Source organism: Leisingera sp. M523 (assembly GCF_025141335.1).
Classification (GTDB): Bacteria; Pseudomonadota; Alphaproteobacteria; order Rhodobacterales; family Rhodobacteraceae; genus Leisingera.
This window is the reverse complement of the sequence record NZ_CP081036.1, coordinates 4,090,387-4,109,578: the sequence shown is the minus strand read 5'-3', so window position 1 is coordinate 4,109,578 and position 19,192 is coordinate 4,090,387. Positions and strand designations below refer to the sequence as shown.

Annotated in this window: 19 protein-coding genes; 12 read left to right on the top strand and 7 right to left on the bottom strand. The window is 65.1% G+C overall.

All coding sequences use genetic code 11. From position 1 onward, the window contains the following. Positions 1-94: 94 nt before the first annotated feature. Both K3557_RS20360 and K3557_RS20355 read right to left on the bottom strand, forming a co-directional pair. Entirely contained in the window at positions 95-784 is a 690-nt protein-coding gene (locus K3557_RS20360) for a helix-turn-helix transcriptional regulator (protein WP_259996502.1), read from the bottom strand. Positions 785-857: 73 nt separating this feature from the next. Next, the gene (locus tag K3557_RS20355; protein ID WP_259996494.1) at positions 858-2,540 is read right to left on the bottom strand and encodes a DNA polymerase Y family protein; all 1,683 of its coding nucleotides are present in this window, start codon (positions 2,538-2,540) and stop codon (positions 858-860) included. A gap of 112 nt (positions 2,541-2,652) precedes the next feature. Here K3557_RS20355 and K3557_RS20350 point away from each other — a divergent pair, with 112 nt between their 5' ends. Further along, on the top strand, positions 2,653-3,129 hold the full coding sequence (locus K3557_RS20350) for a cytochrome c (RefSeq protein WP_259996493.1): 477 nt from the start codon (positions 2,653-2,655) through the stop codon (positions 3,127-3,129). Positions 3,130-3,178: 49 nt separating this feature from the next. Here the strand turns inward: K3557_RS20350 and K3557_RS20345 are convergent, their stop codons facing one another. Continuing rightward, complete coding sequence (locus K3557_RS20345) at positions 3,179-3,796, bottom strand: TetR/AcrR family transcriptional regulator (RefSeq protein WP_259988178.1); 618 nt, start codon at positions 3,794-3,796, stop codon at positions 3,179-3,181. Between the two features lie 137 nt (positions 3,797-3,933). On the opposite strand from K3557_RS20345, the gene mbfA reads away from it, so the two are divergent. Both mbfA and K3557_RS20335 read left to right on the top strand, forming a co-directional pair. Beyond that, positions 3,934-4,908, top strand: coding sequence for an iron exporter MbfA (gene mbfA / locus K3557_RS20340; RefSeq protein ID WP_259996492.1), 975 nt, complete (start codon positions 3,934-3,936; stop codon positions 4,906-4,908). 375 nt (positions 4,909-5,283) lie between these two features. Then, positions 5,284-6,207 carry an AEC family transporter gene (locus tag K3557_RS20335; RefSeq protein WP_259999708.1) on the top strand — a complete coding sequence of 308 codons (924 nt, stop codon included), beginning with the start codon at positions 5,284-5,286 and terminating at the stop codon, positions 6,205-6,207. A 7-nt stretch (positions 6,208-6,214) separates the two neighbouring features. Here K3557_RS20335 and K3557_RS20330 read toward each other — a convergent pair whose 3' ends face one another. Beyond that, positions 6,215-6,556, bottom strand: coding sequence for a cupin domain-containing protein (locus K3557_RS20330; RefSeq protein ID WP_259988184.1), 342 nt, complete (start codon positions 6,554-6,556; stop codon positions 6,215-6,217). A gap of 226 nt (positions 6,557-6,782) precedes the next feature. Between K3557_RS20330 and fghA the strand changes: the two genes are divergently transcribed. From fghA to K3557_RS20295, 7 genes are all read left to right on the top strand, one after another. After that, entirely contained in the window at positions 6,783-7,616 is an 834-nt protein-coding gene (gene fghA / locus K3557_RS20325) for an S-formylglutathione hydrolase (protein ID WP_259996491.1), read from the top strand. Positions 7,617-7,633: 17 nt separating this feature from the next. Further along, entirely contained in the window at positions 7,634-9,130 is a 1,497-nt protein-coding gene (gene sthA, locus K3557_RS20320; protein WP_259988188.1) for a Si-specific NAD(P)(+) transhydrogenase, read from the top strand. Next, entirely contained in the window at positions 9,127-9,582 is a 456-nt protein-coding gene (locus tag K3557_RS20315) for a YaiI/YqxD family protein (RefSeq protein WP_237456484.1), read from the top strand. Before sthA ends, K3557_RS20315 begins: the two co-directional genes overlap by 4 nt. An 82-nt stretch (positions 9,583-9,664) precedes the next feature. Further along, positions 9,665-10,627 (top strand): DMT family transporter, encoded by a 963-nt coding sequence (locus K3557_RS20310; RefSeq protein WP_259996490.1) that lies wholly within the window; start codon positions 9,665-9,667, stop codon positions 10,625-10,627. Between the two features lie 5 nt (positions 10,628-10,632). Further along, complete coding sequence (locus K3557_RS20305) at positions 10,633-11,253, top strand: HAD-IA family hydrolase (RefSeq protein ID WP_259996489.1); 621 nt, start codon at positions 10,633-10,635, stop codon at positions 11,251-11,253. 29 nt (positions 11,254-11,282) lie between these two features. Further along, complete coding sequence (locus K3557_RS20300; RefSeq protein WP_259996488.1) at positions 11,283-12,200, top strand: ornithine cyclodeaminase family protein; 918 nt, start codon at positions 11,283-11,285, stop codon at positions 12,198-12,200. Further along, positions 12,197-13,126, top strand: coding sequence for an alpha/beta fold hydrolase (locus K3557_RS20295; protein WP_259996486.1), 930 nt, complete (start codon positions 12,197-12,199; stop codon positions 13,124-13,126). The genes K3557_RS20300 and K3557_RS20295 overlap by 4 nt, the downstream gene beginning before the upstream one ends. Before the next feature lie 100 nt (positions 13,127-13,226). Here the strand turns inward: K3557_RS20295 and K3557_RS20290 are convergent, their stop codons facing one another. After that, positions 13,227-14,471 carry an MFS transporter gene (locus tag K3557_RS20290; RefSeq protein ID WP_259996484.1) on the bottom strand — a complete coding sequence of 415 codons (1,245 nt, stop codon included), beginning with the start codon at positions 14,469-14,471 and terminating at the stop codon, positions 13,227-13,229. 193 nt (positions 14,472-14,664) lie between these two features. On the opposite strand from K3557_RS20290, the gene zapE reads away from it, so the two are divergent. Together zapE and K3557_RS20280 are read left to right on the top strand one after the other, a co-directional pair. Continuing rightward, a complete protein-coding gene (zapE, locus tag K3557_RS20285) occupies positions 14,665-15,738 on the top strand; it encodes a cell division protein ZapE (protein WP_259996482.1) in 1,074 nt (357 codons plus the stop codon). After that, on the top strand, positions 15,735-16,640 hold the full coding sequence (locus K3557_RS20280; RefSeq protein ID WP_259996480.1) for a bestrophin family protein: 906 nt from the start codon (positions 15,735-15,737) through the stop codon (positions 16,638-16,640). Before zapE ends, K3557_RS20280 begins: the two co-directional genes overlap by 4 nt. A 171-nt stretch (positions 16,641-16,811) precedes the next feature. Here K3557_RS20280 and K3557_RS20275 read toward each other — a convergent pair whose 3' ends face one another. Next, positions 16,812-18,083 carry a folylpolyglutamate synthase/dihydrofolate synthase family protein gene (locus K3557_RS20275; protein ID WP_259996478.1) on the bottom strand — a complete coding sequence of 424 codons (1,272 nt, stop codon included), beginning with the start codon at positions 18,081-18,083 and terminating at the stop codon, positions 16,812-16,814. A gap of 110 nt (positions 18,084-18,193) precedes the next feature. Then, positions 18,194-19,144 (bottom strand): acetyl-CoA carboxylase, carboxyltransferase subunit beta, encoded by a 951-nt coding sequence (gene accD / locus K3557_RS20270; RefSeq protein ID WP_259996476.1) that lies wholly within the window; start codon positions 19,142-19,144, stop codon positions 18,194-18,196. Positions 19,145-19,192: the final 48 nt, after the last annotated feature.

Below are 19,192 nucleotides of genomic sequence, written 5' to 3'. Positions count from 1 at the left end.
CCGGGGCAAATCAAGGTTTATCCCCTTCGAATTTTCGTGTGATGCAGAAGGCGCACAGGCTCTGCCTCCTGTTTCCAGCCCGCTCCGGCCTGCCTCAGGCCGCCACCAGACCGCCGCAGCTAAGGCCCAGAATCTGCTCCAGCGCGCGCGCTCCAGGCGCCGTCAGCACCAGCCCGCGCTTGTGCCGGTGGCGTTTGACCCAGCCGCTGTCCAGTGCGTGATCCAGGATCAGCCGCCCCATCGGCCCCGCCACATGCAGCTTGCGCTCGGTCCAGTCCAGACAGGGCCGGGCAAAAGGCTGGCGGCCCGGTTTCTCAGGCAGAACAACCCCAAGTTTCAGCCATTCCCCGGCCGGAACAGCGCGAAAGGCGCCGTATTCCTCGCGCAGCATCCCCCGGTCCAGAAGCGCGCGGGTCATCGCCACAGCCAAAGGCCCGGCCAAATGGTCATAGCAGCTGCGCACCTGTGCCAGATCCCCCGCCTTGCGCCGCTGCGCCCGGTGCAGGCTGTCCGCAGGCGCAATCGCCGCCAGCTGCTCCAGCGCATGGGCCACCTCCGGCCCTGCCAGCCGGTGATAGACACAGCGGCCGCGTTTTTCGGCCACCACCAGCCCGGCATCCTGCAGCAGCCGCAAATGCGCCGAGGCGGTTTGCGGCGTCACCCCCGCAGCGGCAGCCAGTTCCTTGTTGGTATAGGCGCGCCCCTCCATCAGCTCGCACAGCATCTGCGTGCGGCTGGCGTCGCTGATGGCCTGGCCCAGAATGTCGAAACGCGGTGTGATCATGCTCTTACCCTAAGCGGTTCCCGCAGGCAGGCCCAAGCAAAACCCTTCGCTGCGCATCGAACTATCCGGCCCGTCACGCAAACGACCCATGACAGAACCAGCCCGGCGACAGCGCGCCGCCATGGGCAAAGAACAGCCACAGCCGTTCACCGCTGCGGGTCGCAACCACCCAGTAATCGCGCACGCCGCTGCGCCAGTTCGGATCCTCCAGCCACCATTCCGGGGCTATCCGCTCGGGGCCTTCTGCCGCCGCCGGCTCCCAGTCGCGCCCCCGCCAGCGGAAACGCTCCGGCACCTCAGGCCGCTCTGGCGCATGAACGAGTTCGGGCCGCCAGATCAGCAGCGGACGCGGACGGGGCGGGCGCGGCCAGTCCCCGGCGGCAGGCTCAGACCAGGCTGCGGCCTGCACGGTGAAGGTCTTTTCCGGAATATGGCTCTCTGCCGGGTGGCAGCGGGTGATGGCCTCCAGCCCCAGCCGCGCGCCCAGACGCCCGATCAGATCCTCCAGCGCCGCGCCATCCTCCTGCCGCGCCTGCACCGCAGCACCCGCCTGCATATGGCCCGCGGGGGTGCGGGCGTGGATCGCTTCGGCCTGCAGCACCTCCAGCCGCAGCATATCGATGCCATAGCCCGCATCAATCTGTTCCAGCTTCATCTCCAGCAGCGGGCGGATGCGGTCCGGCGCGCGGCTGGCACGGGCCAGGCCCAGGGTCACGGCCTCCATTTCCTGGTCGCAGCGGTGCGCCTCCAGCCGCAGCACCCGCGCGCCCTTGCCGCGCGCCTCCAGCCGGGCGCAGAGCCTGGGCAGCATCCGGTCAATGCCTGCCAGCAGGTCTTCCATCAGCCCGATCGGCTCCGGCAGGGTCAGCCGCACTGCAAAGTGATCCGGGCTGCGCGCGGGCGAGACCGGCTCGGGCGCGCTGCCCATCGCCTGATCCAGCCGCAAGACCAGCCCGCGCCCGAACCGGCGCGCCAGGCCGGCCCGCGGCTGCCCCAGCAGATCGCCAATCCGGCGAAGCCCCAGCCGGTTCAGCTGCGCCACCGTGGCATTGTCCAGCCGCAGCGCCGCCACCGGCAGCGGCCCAAGCGCGCCGTAAGCCTGCCCAGGCCCGGCAATCCGCCCCATCTGCGGCGGCGGCGCCTGCACCTGCGGCGCCGCGCCGCCCCGGGTCCAATGGCGGCGCTTGGCGCTGTGCCCCGGCGTGCGTTTCTGCGCCCGGGCCCGGGTCGCGCGGGCTTCCTGATCGATGGCATCGCCCGAGCGGTCCGGCACGGCGTCCTCCCCCGCATAACGCGCCAGCGCCCAAGCCGCGCCCAGGGTATCCGCCAGCCCCATCTGCACGCTGAGGCCCATCTCCACGCAATCGCGCCCCGCCGTCTCCATCAGCACCGCCTCGCTGCCGAACAGATGCGCGCAGCCGGTAAGGTCAAGGATCAGCCCGTCCTCCCCGGCTTCTGCCACCCAGGGGCTGAACTTCCCGGCCCAGCGCCTGAGGGCGGCCAGGAACGCCGCCTCAGCCGGCCGGTTGCGCGGCCGCACCACCAGCGCCGCACACATCGCATGGGCATCGCGCAACGGCTGGCCCGGCTGCAAACCTTGTGCCGAAGCCGCCGTGTTTAACGCGGAAATAACCTGGGTGTTGGACACTTCTTCGGCAACGGCCAGCGGTCCGGCAATACCGCCGCGCTCTGCCCGCATGATACGTTCGGCGCCAAGGCGCGGAAACCAAAGCGATAAGATGCGGCGATGGGGCATGGGCAGATCGGGCAACAGGGGCCGGCGGACGGCAGATTACAGGAGTTCCACAGCATATGTTCTTATTTTGTTCATGTCATGCGATTCGGCCGGTCCGCCCGGGGGCCGCGCAATGACCATCCGCCTGTTCAAAACCATGGCCTTCATGGTCATCCTTGCGGCTCTTGCAATTGGCACCACCGCCCCGGTCACAGCCAGGGACGGCACCAGCAAGCACGTGACACGCAGAATGGCCCTGATGACCTCGCAAAAAGCAGCGATGGATGTGCTGACCAGCATGATGGCCGGGCGCACATATTTTGACCGGGACAGGGCCCGCGCGGCCCGGCGGCAGCTGATCAGATCCACCGGCACCATCCGCAAGCATTTCAAGAAGCCGCAGCTGGATCCGCGCTCTCATGCGCGGCCCTTGATCTGGCACGCCTGGAAGGATTTCAAAACCCGTGCAGACACCGCCGAAACGGCAGCCAGGAACCTCAGCACCCGGTCCCTGCCCGCCCTGCGCCGCACCCTGCCCAGCCTGATGCAAAGCTGTCTCAGCTGCCACGAGACCTACCGCAATGCGCCCAACAGCTTTACCACGCACTGATGACCGGCGGGCATTGACCAGCACGCTCTGACCGGCATGCCCGCCGCCGTCAGGTGCCGAACCGCGCCATAAAGGTCTCGATCGCGCCGGCGATCACCCGCTCGCGTTCGGCCTCGGTAAAATGCTCGTCGATATTGAACAGGAAACGCAGGAAAATATCCGCCTTGCACAGCTCAATGAATTGCGCGGCAGCCAGGTCCGCATCCGGAATTGCCAGCTCGCCCCGCTCTGCGGCGATCTTCAGGTAATCGCGGATCTGCCCGTGCAAAACCATCGGGCCGCTTTCATAGAACATCGGCCCCAGCTCAGGGAAACGGTCGGCCTCGGCCACAAAGATGCGGAACAGCTGCAGGCTCAGACCGCCTATCAGAACCGCGTGAACATGTTCCGCCGCCACCCGCAGCACCTCGCGCGGGCCGCAACTGCCCGCCGCCAGATCAAGCGACGCTTCAGACTGCTGCACGCAGACCGAACGCACCACTTCCATGAACAGCACCCGCTTGTCGGGGAAATAGCTGTACAGCGTTGCCTTGGACACGCCCGCCGCCTTGGCAATATTGTCAACACTCGCACCCTCAAACCCGTCAGCCAGGAACACCTCGCGGGCCCCTGCCAGGACCTGATCAAATTTCCGGCCTGTACGCAGGACGCTGGCTTGCTGATTCATGCGGGTTCCTTTGGCTGCCTGCGGGTCTGGACCTAGTGTAGCCTCTGCTGCCGCATAGCAACAGCATAAGCCGCACCGTCTTGCGCTCTCTCGCGGAACCGTTATATTTAGAATCATTCTAAACCAAGGGGCAGCAGATGCGTTTTCTCACTCAGCGCAAGCGGTTTGCGGAGCTGACCGGGCAGGAGATCCTCGCCCTTGCGATATCTTCCGAGGAGGATGATGCGCGTATCTACCGCGGCTATGCAGAGCGCCTGCGCGCAGAATTTCCGGCAACCGCGGCGATGTTCGACGGCATGGCCGCCGAGGAAGACGAACACCGCGCCCAGCTGATTGCCCTGCACCAGGCCCGGTTCGGGCCGGCAATTCCGCTGATCCGGCGCGAGCATGTGGCGGGCTACTATGCCCGCCGCCCTATCTGGCTGATGGAAAACCTCAGCCTGGACCGCATCCGCGGCGAGGCCCGCGCGATGGAGCGCGACGCCGAACGCTTCTACACCGCCGCCGCCGCCCGCACCCGGGATGCCGCCACCCGCAGGCTGCTGGGTGATCTGGCCGCAGCTGAGGCCAGCCATCAGGCACGCGCAGGCGAATTACAAGACACGCATCTGGACACGGATACGCGCCAGGACGAGGACCGAGCCGCCCACCGCCAGTTCGTTCTGACCTGGGTGCAGCCGGGGCTGGCCGGGCTGATGGACGGTTCGGTCTCCACCCTGGCGCCGATCTTTGCCACCGCCTTTGCCACCCAGGACACCTGGACCACATTTCTGGTCGGCATGGCCGCCTCGGTCGGGGCCGGCATCTCGATGGGCTTCACCGAGGCGGCTTCCGACGACGGAGAACTCTCTGGCCGCGGCTCGCCGCTGAAACGCGGGCTGGCCTCCGGCATCATGACCACCGTGGGCGGCCTGGGCCACGCCTTGCCTTATCTGATCCCGGACTTCTGGACCGCCACCACACTCGCCTTGCTGATCGTCTTCGTGGAACTGTGGGCCATTGCCTGGATCCAGAACCGTTTCATGCAAACCCCGTTCTGGCGCGCCACCATGCAAGTGGTGCTGGGCGGCGCCCTGGTGCTGGGTGCCGGTGCGCTGATCGGCAGCGGCTAGAACCGGCCCCGGCGCTCTCCCGCCCGCTTCGGAACAGCCACAGGCTGCCCTCCCCGGTTGGGCCCGGCAGCGCTGACGCGCTGCGGATGCGCCTTTGGTTACACCGGGCTTCTCAGGGTCAAGGGCGGCAAAGCCGCCGCCCGCTAGCGCGGTCTACCATTGAGGGTGTCATGGCCAGTCTCACAATTGGCTTGGCGCTCTCAGGGCACACCTGCCCTTAAAGCGCGTCTCAGCAGAACCGCCTGCCCCGTGCGCAGCACGGGGCCACGCCCAACTGCGAAAGGCATTCCGAAGGATGCCCATGAGCAGGCGGGAGCACACCCCTTTTGCCAAAAACAGCCTTTGCCAATTGGTCAGCTCTTGTTACCAATCCCCATGGCCGAGATCTTCTTCCGCACCCTGCCCTTCTTTGCAATCATCAGCCTCGGCTACTGGGCCGGGCGCAGCCGCTTCTTTACTGAGGAAGCCACCGCCTACCTCACCCGCTTTGTCTTCTACTTCCCGCTGTCGGCCATGATCTTCGGCTTTGCCGCCAACCTCTCCTTTGCCGAGGTCTTTGACCCCGCTTTGATCCTCGGCTATCTGGCGGGCACCCTGGCGGTCTACCTGCTGGTGACAGCCGTGGCCGTGCTCCGCGGGCTGGACATGCCCACTGCAGCGGTTGAGGCGCAATGTGCGGCGATCGGCAATGTCGGCTTTCTCGGCCTGCCGATGATGGCGATCCTCTTTGGCCCGGCCTCGGTGGCGCCGATGATGGTAGTGCTGAGCGTCGATCTGGTGGTGTTTTCCTCGCTGATCGTCATCCTGATCAACACGGGCCGCGGCCAGGGGTTTGGATTGGCAACGCTGAAACTGGTGGGGCTTGGCCTGCTGAAGAACCCGATGATCCTGTCCATTGTTGCGGGCCTCGCCTGGTCGGCCTCCGAGCTGCCGATCCCGGCGCCGGCAAACGACTTCCTCACCATCCTCGGCGGCGCTGCCACCCCCGGAGCCCTCTTTGCCATCGGCGCCTCGCTCGCCTCGAAATCGGCGGAACGGGTGCAGATCTCCGGCTGGCTCAGCTTTGCCAAGCTGGTGCTGCACCCGGCCTGCGTCGCCCTCGCCGTGCTGTGGCTGATCCCCGCCGCGCCGTTTTCTGCTGCCGTCGCCATCGCTGCCGCATCGCTGCCGGTCGCGGGCAATGTCTACATGCTGGCGCAGCATTACGGCGTGGCCCCGCACCGGGCCTCCGCCGCTATCCTGATCTCAACCATGCTGTCGATCATCACCGTGCCTGCGGTGATCGCCTGGGTGTCCTGACGCAGCTCTATAGACGGATCACGTAATCCTTGCGGGTGGTCTCGATCACTTCCCAGGTGCCGCTGAAACCGGGGCGCAGGATGAAACTGTCGCCTGCCGCCAGCGGATACTCAGCGCCGTCGTCGCTGGTGATCACCGACCGCCCCTGCAGGATCCGGCAGTATTCCCATTCGTCATAAGAGATCCGCCACTTGCCCGGCGTCGATTGCCAGATGCCGCAGTAAAGCCCGTCCCGCTCCTCTGCATTCCAGGTGGTGAACACCGGGTCGCCCGCAACCACCTTGGCCGGATCCGGGCGTTCGGTTTCCGGTTCGGCGGCGCTGGTGGTCAGTCTTTGAAAATCGCTCATATCTCTGTCGCTCCCTGTTTTCCGGCCGCAGACTGTTCCGGCATTCCGGCCCGGTGTCCAGCATCCCGTCGCGCCTTTCACCAAACAATCACCGGCCTGGCGCCCGCATGTTTGCGAAATCGCAAGCCTTGTGCCGCAAAAACGGGCATTGCTGCCGCCCATCCGCTGGACCCTGAGGCCAACTGCGGATAGCGATAGGGCTAACAGATTATTAGGAGCCTCACCGATGGAAACCGTTTCCGAGAACCGTGCCTTTGGCGGCACCCAGGGCGTCTACAAACACGCCAGCAGCGCCACCGGCGGCGACATGACATTCGGCCTGTTCCTGCCGGAAGAGGCCAAAGACGGCCCGGTGCCGGTGCTGTGGTATCTGTCGGGTCTCACCTGCACCCACGAGAACGCGATGTCCAAGGCGGGCGCCCAAGCCTGGTGCGCTGAGCAGGGCATCGCCATCGTCTTCCCTGACACCAGCCCCCGCGGCGAAGGCGTGGCGGACGATGACGCCTATGACCTGGGCCAGGGCGCAGGTTTCTATGTGAACGCCACGCAACAGCCCTGGGCGCCGCATTTCCGCATGTGGGACTACGTGGCAGAGGAACTGCCCGCACTCTTGGGCGAAAAATTTGCCATCGACCTCAGCCGCCAGGCGATCACCGGTCATTCGATGGGCGGTCACGGCGCGCTGACGCTGGCGATGAACCTGCCGGGCCGCTACAAATCGGTCTCCGCCTTCGCGCCGATCTGCAACCCCACCGCATCGGATTGGGGCCGCAAGCAGCTGGCCGCTTATCTGGGCGAAGATGAATCCGCCTGGGCCAAACACGACGCCACCCGTCTGATGCAGGAGAAAGGCTTTGACGGCCCGGTCCTGATCGACACCGGCACCTCTGACCAGTTCATCGACCTCCTGAAGCCCGAGGCGCTGGCCCACGCCATCGCCGAACGCCGCCAGCAGGCCACCCTGCGGATGCAGCCGGGCTATGACCACAGCTATTTCTTCGTGTCCACCTTCATGGAGGAGCATGTCTCCTTCCATGCCGACGCGCTGTACCAGAACTGAACACAAAGGACGCGGCCATGAGTGAAGACTTTGATTATGACCTGATCATCATCGGCTCCGGCCCCTCGGGCCGCTCCGCTGCCATTCAGGCAGGCAAGCTGCACCGCCGGGTGCTGGTGATCGACCGCAAGGACCGTCTGGGGGGCGTGTCGGTGCACACTGGCACCATCCCGTCGAAAACCCTGCGCGAAACCGTGCTGAACCTCTCGGGCTGGCGCGAACGCAGCTTCTATGGCCGTTCCTACCGGGTGAAGGATGACATCCTTGCCGAGGATCTGAAGGCGCGCCTGCACAAGACCCTGGATCACGAGGTTGACGTGCTGGAACATCAGTTCAACCGCAACCATGTGGACACGCTGATGGGGCTGGCGAAATTCATCGGCCCGAACGAGGTTGAAGTCGCCACCGAAGCCGGCGAAACCACCCGGCTGACGGCAGAGAAGTTCCTGATCTCCACCGGTACCCGCACCTACCGCCCGGACTATGTTCCGTTCAATGGCCGCACCGTGGTGGATGGGGATGATTTTCTGGAAATGGCGGATATCCCGCGCTCGCTGGTGGTGATTGGCGCCGGCGTGATCGGGGTGGAATATGCCACCATGTTCTCGGCGCTTGATGTGCGCGTCACCCTGATTGAGCCGCGCGAGAGCTTTCTTGATTTCATCGACAAGACCCTGATCCAGGAATTCACCCATCAGATCCGTGAAAACGGCGTTGATCTGCGGCTCGGCTCCGCGGTGGAAACCATCGAAGACGCAGGCGAGCATGTCGAAGTGACCCTGGCCAACGGCCGCCATGTGCGGGCTGAAATGCTACTGTTTGCGGCCGGGCGCCTGGGCGCCACGGCCTCGCTGAATCTCGAGGCGACCGGGCTGAAGACCGACCACCGCGGCCGCCTCAGTGTTGACCGCAAGACTTACCAGACCGAAGTGCCCCACATCTATGCCGCCGGCGATGTGATCGGCCATCCGTCGCTCGCCTCCACCTCGCTGCAGCAGGGCCGGGTTGCCGCCTGCCATGCGCTCGACACGCCTACCATGCCCGAAAGCCCCTGGTACCCCTATGGCATCTACTCGGTGCCGGAAATGTCCACCTGCGGCATGTCCGAGGAAGAACTGCAGGAGCGCGGCATCCCTTACGAGGTCGGCGTCGCCCGCTTCCGCGAAACCTCGCGCGGGCACATCATGGGGCTGGAGCACGGCATGCTGAAAATGCTGCTGTCGCTGAAAACCCGCCGGGTTCTGGGCGTCCAGATCGTTGGCGAAGGCGCAACCGAACTGATCCATATCGGCCAGGCGGTCATGAACCTGCAAGGCACGGTGGACTACTTTGTGCAGAACACCTTCAACTACCCGACCCTTGCCGAGGCGTACAAAATCGCCGGCCTCGACGCCTTCAACCGGATGCCGATTCCGGAGGAGTTCAAGGTGAAGAAGCACGCCCGCAAGGCTAAGGCCAAACCCGCCCCCAAGACAGAGACCGCCCCTGAGCCCGAGAAGAAGGCAGCCGAGTGACCGCCCTCTACATCGACGCCGACGCCTGCCCGGTGAAGCAGGAGGCCGAGCGGGTCGCCACCCGCCACGGATTGCGCATGTTCGTGGTCTCCAACGGCGGGCTGCGCCCCTCGCAGAACCCGTTGGTGGAAAATGTGATCGTGTCTGAGGGCGCCGATGTCGCCGACATGTGGATCGCAGACCGCTGCGGCCCTGGCGATGTGGTGGTAACGGGCGACATCCCCCTTGCCGCCAAATGCATCGAAGCAGGCGCACGCGTGCTGCGCCACAACGGCGAGCGGTTTACTGAGGCCAATATCGGCCAGCAACTGGCAATGCGCGACCTGATGGCCGACCTGCGCGCTGCCAATCCGCTGGGGGCAGGCGGCAGCGGCAAAGGCTTTACCAAGGCCGACCGCTCGCGGTTCCTGGACGCGCTGGAACGCGAGCTAAGGGCAGCAAAACAGGCCTGACCCCGGGTCAAGGATCTGCGGGAGCAGGCCGCCGAAAACCCGGACAGGCGCGTTCAGGGGCAGGAAACAGGAGGGCAACGGCATGAGCGCAGACATAAAGATCAGCGTCCCCGGCCTGTTCGCCGCCGCCGGTGCCGGCGTTGCATTCTCCGTCATCGACATGATCTTCAAGTTCCTGTCGGGTGACTACCCGCTTTACGAAATGGTGCTGTTCCGCTCCGTCATCGCGGTTGCAGTAATGCTCGCTATTATCATGCCGCTGGAGGGCGGCTACCACCTCTTGCGCACCCACCAGCCGAAACTGCACCTTGCGCGCTGTCTGGTGGTGTTCTTTGCCAATATCTGCTTTTTCACCGGCCTCACCCTGCTGCCGCTGGCAGAGGCAGTAGCGATTGCCTTTGCCACGCCATTGATCGTCACCGCCCAGTCGGCGCTGTTTCTGGGCGAACGTCCCGGCCCCTGGCGCTGGGGCGCAGTGTTTGCCGGCTTCCTGGGCGTGCTGATCATCATGCGCCCCGGCCCCGGCAGCTTCCAGGCCGCGGCGCTGCTGCCTTTCTTCGGCGCCTGCGGCTATGCCACCCTGCACGTGCTGACCCGCCACGCCGGCAGCTCCGAAGCCGGCGCCACGCTCGCCTTCTACCCAATGATGGGCTTCCTGATCATCAGCGCCCTGGCCGGTCTGATCTTCGGCGACGGCCGCTTTGCCACCGGCTCCAGCCCCGCCTTAGATTTCATCCTGCGCGCCTGGATCTGGCCCGCGCCGCAGGACTGGCCTTATCTGATCGGCGTCGGCATTGCAGGCTCTGCGGGCGGCTATCTGGTCAGCCAAGCCTACCGCATGAACGAGGCCGCGCTGGCCGCACCGTTTGAGTACATCGCCATGCCGATGTCGGTCCTGTGGGGCGTGCTGATCTTCAACGAATGGCCCGACCTGCCGGTCTGGCTCGGCAGCGCCCTGATCATCGCCTCCGGCCTGGTCTCTGTCTGGCGCGAGACCCGCCGCAACCGCCCCGCGCCGCGCCCCCGCCCGCGCGCAGAAGGATAAGCCACATGCCCATTGACGCCGTCGTTTTCGACATCGGCCGCGTGCTGATCGAGTGGGAGCCGGAACGCTTCTACGACAGCCGCATCGGCGCGGACCGCCGCCGCCAGCTGTTTGCCCAGGTGCCGCTGCATGAAATGAACCTGAATGTCGACCGCGGCCACCCCTTCCGCGAGAGTGTTTACGCGCTAGCAGAGCAGCACCCCGAGTGGTCTGAGGAAATCCGCTGGTGGCACGACTGCTGGCTGCAGATGGTCCCGCAGGCCATCCCTCATTCTGTCCGTCTGATGCAGGCTCTACAGGCCACAGGCACGCCTGTTTTCGCCCTCAGCAACTTCGGCGCCGAGACCTTTGAGCTGGCCTGCGGTTCCTATCCGTTCTTGCGTGGCTTTGACCGCACATTTGTCTCTGCCCATTTGAAATGCATCAAGCCAGAGGCGGAAATCTATGCCATTCTCGAACGTGATACAGGGGTAGCGCCGGACCGGCTGCTGTTCACCGACGACCGCCTAGAGAACATCGAGGCCGCCACGATACGCGGCTGGCAGACCCATCTGTTCACAACCCCCGCCCTCCTGGCGGCGCGGCTGGTGCAGGCAAAGCTGCTAACAGAACATGAGGCCGCCTGAGACGGCACACGAAAAAGGAAGACAGGCACATGAGCATCCCATTCATCGGGTTTGACGAGGGCGAAGCGCTGCTCGATTGGATCAGTTTCACGGACGCGCTGGCTGCCAGCCACGATTTGCCCAAGGCCGGGATCGGCGATACATTCCTCTACCGCGATCCTGACACGCTGCTCAGCCGCTCCGCCTGGATTGACGGCATGGGCCTGGCAGTGAAGACAGCCAACGTCTTCCCGGGCAACCCTGGCGCAGGCAAGCCGATGATCAACGGCTCCGTCTGCCTCTACTCGGACGCGGATGGCACGCTTGAGGCGCTGGTCGACTTCCACCTGGTCACCAAGTGGAAGACCGCGGGCGACAGCCTGCTCGGCGCCCTGCGGCTGGCCAACCCCGCCGCCCGCGAAGTGCTGATCGTCGGCGCCGGCACCGTCGGCGGCTCACTGATCGAGGCTTTCGGCGCCGGCTTCCCGCAAGCGCAGATCCGGGTCTGGAACCGCACCGGTTCCAAGGCCGGAGACCTCTGTGCCAAATACCCCAGCACCCTCCACGCGCCGGAGCTGGAAACCGCCGTCAGGGCGGCGGATATCATCGTCACCTGCACCATGTCCTCCGAGCCGGTGATCAAGGGCGAATGGCTCAGCCCCGGCCAGCATCTCAACCTGATCGGCGCCTACCGCCCCGACATGCGCGAAGCAGACGACGAGGCCCTGAGGCGCGCGCAGATCTTTTGCGACAGTTTCGATACCACCCTGGACCACATCGGCGAATTCAAGATCCCGCTGGCTGCCGGCACCATCCAGCGCAGCGACGTGCTGGCGGACTTCTATGCCCTCAGCCGGTTCCAGGCCTATGACCCGGACCGGATCACGCTGTTCAAGAACGGCGGCGGCGCCCATCTGGACCTGATGACCAGCCACCACATCCTGCAAAAATGGAAGGCCAAGGCATGATCTGGCTGCTGGTCCTTGTTGTTCTGCTGATCGCCGCCGCGCCTTTCCTGCGCGAACGCCTGCGCAAACCGATGAACAGCCTGGCCCGGCAATCCGCCCCCGGCGCCTTTGCGCAGCTCTCCGGCGGGCTGACCCACTACCGCTGGTCCGGTCCCTTGCGCGGGCCGGTTGCGGTCTGCGTGCACGGCCTCACCACACCGTCGTTTGTCTGGGACGGCGTCGCCCGGGGACTGGCCGCCATGGGCTACCGGGTGCTGAGCTATGACCTCTACGGGCGCGGCTACTCGGACCGCCCGGAAGGGTTGCAGGACAGCCGTTTCTTCACCACCCAGCTGGAACAGCTGCTGCAGGATCAGGAGGTCGGCGATGATTTCACCCTGATCGGCTATTCCATGGGCGGCGCCATCGCCACCGCATTTGCCGCCGCTCACCCCACCCGCCTGCGCGAGCTGATCCTGCTGGCGCCGGCCGGCTTCGGCAGCAGCCAGGGGCGCCTTACCCGGATGATCCGGCATGTGCCGCTGATGGGCAGCTGGCTGATGCACGCGCTCTACCCGGCCCTGCACATCCGCAGCACCGAGGCCGAGCGCAACCTGCCAACCTCTGTGCCCGGCATCACCGATCTGCAGCAGCGCGAGCTAGGCTTTCAGGGTTTCATCCCCGCCGTGCTCGCCGCCCTGCGCGGCATCCTGAACGAAGATTTCACCGATGAGCTGCGTGGCCTGCACAAGGCCGGCGTGCCGGCGCTGGTGATCTGGGGCCAGGACGACGCAGTGATCCCGCCAAACTCCGCCGGCCGACTGGCCGAACGCGCCCGCTCGGTCCGCCAGGAGGAAATCCCGGGCGCGGGCCACGGCCTGCCTTACACCCACACGGACGAGGTGCTGCAGATCATCGCCGAAAACCACCGCCGCGGCCTGATGTGACACCCGCGGATAGGCCCCTTTTGCTTCATCTTTGCAGAAATACTCCGGGGTCCGGGGCTGGCCCCGGTCCGGCAGCCGGCATCACAGCAAACCGCCGGCGTTACCCCGCCGCCACCGCAGCCCGCAGCGGACGTTCCTTCACCGGCAGATGCACAATCGCGCTGAACGCCCCGACACCGACACCGATCCACCACACAAAGGTGTAATCGCCATAAGCGTCATACATCCGCCCGCCCAGCCAGACGCCCAGGAAACTGCCCAGCTGGTGGCTGAAAAACACGATCCCGTAAAGCGTGCCCATGTAACGCAGCCCGTAGATATGCGCGACCAGGCCTGAGGTCAGCGGCACCGTCGCCAGCCACATGGACCCCATCGCAACCGAGAAGATGATCACGCTCATGGGGGTGATCGGGAACATGATGAACGCCGCCGCCGCAATCGTCCGCCCGGTATAGATCGCCGCCAGCAGGTATTTCTTGGAATAGCGCTTGCCCAGATAGCCCGCCAGCAGCGTGCCGCCCACATTGGCCGCCCCGATCAATGAGATCGCAGCCGCCCCCAGCGCAGAGGTGGTGGTAATGCCCAATGAGTGCAGCGCCCCGCCCGGCAGGATCGGCCCGCACATCTCGGTCACGAACGCCGGGAAATGCGCGGTGACAAAAGCCAGCTGATAGCCGCAGCTGAAAAAGCCGAGGAAGATCAGCGTGTAAGACGGGTCCTTGAAAGCCTTCACCAGGATCGCGCCCATGCTCTCTTCCAGCTCTGCCTTGCCGGCGGTCTCCGGCGCCCGCATCAGCGGCAGCAAGGCAATCAGCGCCAGCACCACGCCCGCAAACACCAGAAAAATCGTCTGCCAGGGCAGAAAGCCCAGCATCCACTCCGCCGTGGGTGCACCGAAAATCTGCCCCGCGGACCCTGCTGCGGTGACAATCGCCAGCGACATCGAGCGGTTCTCGTCGGAACTCGCCCGCCCGACAACCGCCAGCACCACGCCAAAACCGGTGCCCGCAATGCCAAAGCCCACCAGCCATTCATAGCTTTGCATTTCAAACGGCGTTGTCGCCCAGGAGCTAAGCACCAGCCCGGCGGCATAGACAATCGCCCCCATGACGATCGCCTTGCGGTCGCCGATCTTCTCGGCGATGGCACCGAAAATGGGCTGGCCGATGCCCCAGGCCAGGTTCTGAATGGCAATCGCCAATGAGAACTCCGAGCGCAGCCAGCCGAACTCCTCGGCAATCGGGATCTGGAACACCCCGAACGAGGCCCGCACCGCAAAGCTCACCATGATGATAATGCAGCCGACGATCAGAACGGGGGTAAACAGCGACGCGGGACGGTCCATAGGGTTTCTCCTGACAGGCCGCGCAACCCTCGGGGAAATTTGCCTCACGGTCAAATCAGGAATATTGCGCACATCATTAAGAATTATTGATGTGAAGCCGGCACTTCCCGGCCGCCATCCAACCCTGCACTCTTCCTGCCCCTGGATCACTGCGGCGCTTCCCATCCCCAGCGCCCCGCGCTATCCCTGTCCCATGACCCATCTGACCACGCTGTACCGGCAGAAGATCGACGCGGGCGAATTGCAGCCCGACCCGGCCCAGGAGGCCGTGCTTCCCCATTTCGACCGCATCGCCGAAGGGCTGATGGCGCCGCCGGTGAAACGCGGCTTCTTCCGCAAGGCGGAATATGAACCGGTCCAGGGGCTCTACCTCTGGGGCGGGGTGGGCCGCGGCAAGTCGATGCTGATGGATCTGTTTGTCGACAGCCTGGAGGATATCCCCGCCCGCCGGGTGCACTTCCACGCCTTCATGCAGGAAATCCACACCCAATTGCACGAGGCCCGCCAAAGCGGCGTGGAGGATGCGCTGGCCCCGGTGGCCAAGGCGGTTGCGGACTCGGTGCGCCTGCTGGCCTTTGACGAGATGCAGATCACCGACATCACCGACGCGATGATCGTGGGACGCCTGTTCGAGGCGCTGTTTGCCGCCGGCGTCACCGTGATCACAACTTCCAACCGGGTGCCGGACGACCTGTATAAAAACGGGCTGAACCGGCAGCTGTTCCTGCCCTTCATTGATCTCATCAAGGTTCAGATGCACGTGCATGAGATGGTCAGCCCGACCGACTACCGCCAGCACCGTTTGACCGGTGCCCAGGTCTATTTCGCCCCCGTCGATGCCGAGGCCCGCGCGCAGATCCGCGCCATCTGGGCGGATCTGTCCGGCGGCCCGGCGCAGCCCCTGACGCTGGAGGTGAAGGGCCGCGAAGTCACCCTGCCCGCCTTCCGCAACGGGGTCGCGCGTGCCGCCTTCTATGACCTGTGCGGCAAGATGCTGGGCCCCGGCGACTATCTCGCCATCGCCGAAGAGGTGAAGGTTCTGGTGCTGGAGGACATCCCCCGCCTCTCCCGTAACAACTTCAACGAGGCCCGGCGCTTTGTGACTCTGATTGATGCCCTGTACGAGGCCAAGGTGCGGCTGATCTGCTCGGCGGCGGCGCAGCCCGAAATGCTCTACGTCGAAGGCGAAGGCACCTTTGAGTTCGAACGCACAGCCTCGCGCCTGCGCGAAATGCAGGACAAGGATTGGGGAGCCGCCACCCTATGATTGTCCGCGACACGCCCAGCCGCTGGGAGATTTTTCTGATCCTGAACGGGTCGGTGGTGCCGCGCATCCTGCCCAATATCATCGGCGCCGCGCTTTGGGCGCTCTTGGTGCTGGTGCTGGACCGCTACGTTGTTGCGATGCCGCAGATTTCCATCGGCGCCATGGGGGTGTTCGGCCTGTCGCTGTCGCTGTTCCTCAGCTTTCGCAACAACGCCGCCTATGACCGCTGGTGGGAGGCGCGCAAGATCTGGGGCCGCATGGTCTCGGACGTGCGCAGCCTGGCGCAGGAGCTGCGGATCTTTGCCGGCCAAGGCCCGGATGAGGATTACATCCTGACCCGCATTCTGGCCTTTCACCACCTGCACCGCGCCCAGCTGCGCGGCGATGAGGTGGCCAATACGGTCCGCCGCTGGGTCGGCAGCGAAGACGCCGATCAGCTCATGAAAACGGAAAACAGCCCGAACGCCGCCCTCAGGGACATCGCCACCCGCCTGCGCAGAATGGCCGAGGCGGGCCGTATCGACGGGTTCGGCCAGCGCGCCCTGGCTGAACGTCTGGCCACCTTTCCCGTCGCCCAGGCCGGCAACGAGCGGCTGCTGACCACGCCCTTGCCCTTTGTTTATTCGCTGCTGGTCTGGCGCACCACGTATCTGTACTGCCTGCTGCTGCCCTTTGCCCTTCTGGACAGTGCAGGCTGGTTCGAACCGCTGGTGGCGGCGGTGGTGGCTTATGTGTTCTTCGGCCTGGCCGAGGTCACCCATGAGCTGGAACACCCGTTCCGCAAACAGGCCAACTCAGTTCCGCTCAGCGCCATGTGCCGGGTGATGGAAATCTCGGTCTGCAATGCGCTGGGGCGCGACGTGCCGCCCAAACTGGAGCCGGTGGACTACGTACTGGACTAGGGCGCAGGCAAGAAGGGGGCGCTGCCCCCTCGGCCTCACGGCCTCACCCCCGGGGTATTGAAACCAGAAAGAAGCAGGAGGCGCGCCGCGCCAGCGGCGCCCGGCCCAACGGGGTGAGATCGCCAGATCGAAGCCGGGCGGGAGAACCTCCCCCCGCCGAAGCCTCCAGCCTCAGCCGTTTTCGCGCAGGATGTGGCCCGCCAGATACAGCGAACCGCAGATCAGCGCCCGCGCCTGCGGGTCCTTGGCGGTGATCGCCTGCAGCGCCGCCAGGGTGCTCTCCGCGGTGCCCGCTTCGATGCCGACCGACCTGGCAGCAGCCTCAGTCTCTTCGGCGCTCAGCGTGTTGATCTCATCCGGGATCGAAATCGCCGTCAGGCTGGCAACATGCGGTGCCAGGGGAGCCATGTAGCCGCTCACGTCTTTGGTGTTCAGCATCCCGCAGATGAGGTGCGTGGGGCGTTCCGGCAGTTTCGCCAGGACATCCGCCAATGCAATACCCGCCGCAGCATTGTGGCCGCCGTCCAGCCACAGCTCTGCCTCCGGCGCCGCCTCAATCAGCGGGCCGGTTTTCAGCTTCTGCATCCGCGCAGGCCATTCGGCGTTCACCATCGCCGCCTCGCAGGCGGCCTCATCGGCGCCCAGATGGCGCAGCGCCGCCAGCGCAGCACCGGCGTTCTGGACCTGGTGCGCCCCCAGCAATGCCGGCAGCGGCAGGTCCAGCAGGCCGGTTTCATCCTGGAACACCAGCCGCCCGTGTTCCTGATGCACATGCCACTGCTGGCCATAGGCAATCACCGGCGCGCCAAGACGGGCGGCGGTGGCCTCGATCACTTCCATCGCCTCGTCGGGCTGCGGGCCAACCACCACCGGCACGCCGCGCTTGATGATCCCGGCCTTCTCGGTAGCGATCTTGGTCAGCGTGTCGCCCAGGAACTGCTCATGGTCGATGGAGATCGGGGTGATCACGCTGATCACGGGCTTATCTATCACATTGGTTGCATCCAGGCGCCCGCCCAGGCCCACCTCCAGCAGCGTGCAGTCCGCCGGGGTGCGGGAAAACGCCAGCAGCCCCGCCACCGTGGTGATCTCGAAATAGGTGATGTTCTCGCCGCCGTTCGCGCCGTAGCATTCGTCCAGCACCTCAGTCAGATACTGTTCCGAGATCAGCTCCCCCGCCAGCCGGATCCGCTCATGGAACCGCGCCAGATGCGGCGAAGTATAGGCGTGCGCGCTCTTGCCCATGCCTTCCAGCCCGGCGCGGATCATCGCCTGGGTCGACCCCTTGCCATTGGTGCCGGCCAGATGGATCACCGGTGGCAGCTTGTCCTGCGGGTTGTCCAATGCGTCCAGCAGCCGCCAGACCCGGTCCAGCGTCAGGTCGATGATCTTGGGGTGCAGCGCCATCATGCGGGCGAGAATCGCGTCGGAGGTCTGGGTCATCAGCCTGGTCCTGTCAGATCGGATAGTCTTGCGTGGCAAAAAACAGCGCCCGCCCTGGTAAGGACGGGCGCGGCCCGGCCGGACAGCCGGACAGGTCAGTATAGACCGGTTTATTCGGCAGCTTCTTCGCTGACTGCGGCCTCGGCTGGCGCATTTGCGGCCTTGGCGGGGTCTTCCTCTTCCGGCGAGGGCAGATCACCCACCACCTGCGGCGGCAGGCCCATCAGCATCCGGATGATGGTGATCAGCTCACCGCGCATCTCGGTGCGCGAGGTCACCCGGTCCAGCATACCGTGGTCCAGCAGATATTCGGCGCGCTGGAAGCCCTCGGGCAGCTTTTCGCGGATGGTCTGTTCAATCACCCGCGGTCCGGCAAAGCAGATCAGCGCGTTCGGTTCGGAAATATGCACATCGCCCAGCATCGCATAAGACGCCGTCACCCCGCCGGTGGTCGGATGGGTCAGAACCACGATATAGGGCAGGCCCGCCTCTTTCAGCATCTGCACCGCCACGGTGGTGCGCGGCATCTGCATCAGCGACAGGATGCCTTCCTGCATGCGGGCGCCGCCAGCGGCGGAAAACAGCACCAGCGGGCGGCCCAGCTTCACCGCTTCTTCAGCCGCGGCAATGATCGCATTGCCCACATACATGCCCATCGAGCCGCCCATGTAGGAAAAATCCTGCGCGGCGGCAATGATCGGAGTGCGGCCGATTTCACCGGCGGCCACCAGCATGGCGTCTTTCTCGCCGGTCTTTTTCTGTGCCGCCTTGATCCGGTCGGGGTATTTCTTCTGATCCTTGAACTTCAGGGGATCGGCCAGCGGTTCCGGCACCGCAACCTCGGTGAACACACCGCCGTCAAACAGCGCGGTGAACCGGTCGCGCGGCGTGATATGCATGTGATGGCCGCAGCTGGTGCAGACATTCTGATTGTCGCTCAGCTCGCGGTGAAACAGCATGGTGCCGCATTCATCGCATTTCTGCCAAAGGTTCTCGGGCACTTCGCGGCGCGAAAAGATCGAGTTGATCTTGGGCCGGACGTAGTTGGTGATCCAGTTCATATTGCTTGCCTCTCCGGGGGCGCGGTTTGCCCCCCAGATAAGGCGCCT